The 2,894-nt window shown below is 73.1% G+C and carries 3 protein-coding genes; 1 reads left to right on the top strand and 2 read right to left on the bottom strand.

The window, feature by feature from the left end:
* Both DQW85_RS24940 and DQW85_RS24935 read right to left on the bottom strand, forming a co-directional pair.
* The coding region (locus DQW85_RS24940; protein ID WP_162795351.1) for a DoxX family protein at positions 1–911 on the bottom strand (911 nt) is incomplete at its 3' end.
* Positions 912–937: 26 nt separating this feature from the next.
* Positions 938–2,476: an MFS transporter gene (locus DQW85_RS24935; RefSeq protein ID WP_113702426.1), complete on the bottom strand. Its 1,539-nt coding sequence runs from the start codon at positions 2,474–2,476 to the stop codon at positions 938–940.
* Between the two features lie 185 nt (positions 2,477–2,661).
* Between DQW85_RS24935 and DQW85_RS24930 the strand changes: the two genes are divergently transcribed.
* The coding region (locus DQW85_RS24930) for a BTAD domain-containing putative transcriptional regulator (protein ID WP_275888257.1) at positions 2,662–2,894 on the top strand (233 nt) is incomplete at its 3' end.

The raw sequence follows: 2,894 nt of genomic DNA, 5'->3' as shown, positions 1-2,894 counted from the left end.
GTGTCGCCGGGCGCGGGCAGCCTCGGCTCGTCGCCGGCCGCGGGGTCGGCGCCCGACCGGCCGGGGACGGGGTGCGGGGCCGTGTCCTCCAGCGAGGCGTCCCGCCCTGAGGACTCCCGCCCTGAGGACTCTCGCCCTGCGGACTCCCGCCCTGAGGACTCCCGCGCGGCGTCCGGGCTCGCGTCCGCGGGTGAGGTGCCTGCGCTCGCGTCCGCCGGTGAGGTTCCGCGCCCGGTCCTCGGCCGCTGGGCCGTGGCCTTCCGCCCGGTTCCCGCCCCTGGAGCCGGGGCGTCCGAGGCGTCCGGGGAGCCGGACCTGGCCCCCTTCGCGCCTCGGGGGGACCTCGGCTCCGACGCGGGCGCGCCACTGTCCGGGACGGCATCCGGCCCGTCCGGATCGCCCGCCGCGTCCGGACCGTACGGTGAGGCGGCGTCCGAGGGCTGCCTGTCGGGGTCTCGGAGGGAGGCGATGACCTGGTCCGCCTCCGTGTCGGCGGCGAACTCGCTGGCCGCCTCCGACTCCCTGCGCCTGATCACCACCATGTGGTCGACCGACACCCGCCCCGCCCCCACCACGGCCAGCAGCAGCGCCGCCACGCCGAGCAGGACGAGCTCGTTGAGGCTGATGGGGTTGAGCGGCGGGGCCACCAGGAACACCGCCAGCGACTCCACGAAGAGCAGCAGCCCCATCACCGAGACCAGCAGCCCGGCGATCAGCAGCGCCCCGCCGATCAGCTCCGTCAGCATGGTCACGGTCGCCCATGCCCGCGGCGCGGGCGCACCCTGCTCCAGGAACCTCGTGCCCGTGTCGTTCAGGCCCTCTTCGAGCTTGTGCCAGCCGTTGGCGAAGAAGATGCCGCCCACGCCCAGACGGGCGACTAAGGCGGCCAGATCACGCAGGGCCTGTTTCACGGTAGATCTCTGCCCTGATGGGGACATCACACACCTCGATCACGGCGCAGCAGCATGGCCACGGCCACAGCGGTCAGGCTCAGCAGGACGACGCTCACGACCACGGTCGTGTGCAGGGCGTTCACGAAGGCCCACCGGGCCGCGTGGAGCAGCGCGCCGCCGGTGTTCCCGCCGACCTCCGTGGCCACGTGGGCGGCGCCGGCGAGGGACTGCCGCGCCTGGTCCATGCCGCCTTCGGGCACGCCGGGCACGGCCCGCAGGGCGGGCGCGTAGACGATCGCGGTGATGGTGCCGAGCACGGCGACGCCCATTCCGGCGCCCAGCTCGTACGCGGTCTCCTCGATGGCGGCCGCCCCACCGGCGTGGGACTCGGGAGCGGCGGACATGATCGTGTCGGACGCGGCGAGCAGCGCGACCTGCACCCCGAAGCCGATGCCGACGAAGCAGATCGCGAGCATCACCGGATGGCCCTCGACGCCCCAGCTCAGCGTCGGGGTGAGCGCGAGGGCGACGAGCCCGAGGCCGCCGCTCATGGTGCCCCGCATGCCGATCCGCGGCAGGATGTGGGCCGCCGCGAGCCCGCCGCCGACGGCGGACAGGACCAGTGGCAGCATCCTGACCGCCGCGCGCAGCGGGCTGTCGCCGAGCACGAGCTGGAGGTACTGCGCCAGCATGAGCTGGAGTCCGACCAGCGCGAACACGCCGAGCAGCACCCCGGCGACCCCGGTGGCGAACTCGCGGTTGGCGAACAGGCGGACCTCGAGCAGCGGCATCGCGAGCCGGGTCTGCCGGCGGACGAACCACACGAGCAGCGCGACCCCGGCCAGGAAGATCGCCAGTGCGCCGCCGAGCGGCATCAGGCTGCCCGATCCGGCCTCCTTGAGCCCGAACGCCAGCGCCAGGATCCCGAGCACGGACAGCACCGCGCTCAGCCCGTCCCACGGGCGGCCGTCGCGCACGCGCGACTCCGGCAGCAGCCGCGCGGCGGCGGGCAGGAGCACGAGCAGGATCGGCACGTTGATGAGGAAGACCGCGCCCCACCAGACGCCCACGAGTACCCCGCCGATCAGCGGCCCGACGGCGGCGCCCGCGGCGGCGACCGCGCTCCAGACGCCGAGGGCGATCGCCCGCTCGCGCCGGTCGGTGAAGACCTGGCGGATCAGCGAGAGCGTGGCAGGCATGATCATGGCCCCACCGACGCCCAGCAGCGCCCTGGACAGGATGAGGAGGAGCGGGGTGGGGGAGAGGGCCGCGGCGGCCGAGGCCACCCCGAACAGCACGAACCCCGCGAGCACCAGCCGTTTTCGCCCGTAGCGGTCGCCCAGCGTGCCGAACATGATCAGCAGCGGCGCCACCACCAGCGAGTAGACGTCGATGATCCAGAGGAGTTGGACCGCGGACGGTTCGAGCGCGGCGGTGAGCGCGGGCACGGCGATGTGCAGCACGGTGGCGTCGACGGTGATCAGGAGCAGGCTCAGGCACAGGATGAGGAGGATCGCCCAGCGGTTGTCCTGCCGGTGCCGAACCGCACGCCGTACGACGGGCGCGGCCTGTGTGACGGTCATGGGCCTCCTTGCAGGCCGATCCGATCACAGCGGGCCCGCGCGCGCTTGCGTGGCAGCTTAGGCCATGCCATGCACTTGGTATAGCGGTATCGACGCATCCAAGGTCCCCACACGCACCTCTCTAGAGAGATACAGCAGTATGTCGGGATCTGTTCAACTTTCATCCACCGGCCGACCATGACAGCGTGGGGACGGACCGAAATGGTAGCGAAGGCGATGAAAAGGCGGACAAATCCTCACGCGAATGGTGCGAAGACGCCGTCGCCCGCCTCCAGGCGGGACGGCCCGAGGACGCGCTGACCGCCGCCCGCGCGGCCGCCTGGCTCGACCCCGCCAGCGAGTGGGCGCACCGCCTGACCAGCCTCGCCCTCGAACGCCTCGGCAGCGACTCCGACGCGCTGCCGCCGGCGCGGCAGGC

This window comes from Nonomuraea lactucae, from assembly GCF_003313395.1.
Lineage (GTDB): Bacteria > Actinomycetota > Actinomycetes > Streptosporangiales > Streptosporangiaceae > Nonomuraea > Nonomuraea lactucae.
Note: the sequence above shows the minus strand (reverse complement) of the source record. Positions and strands in the feature narration are given on the sequence as shown.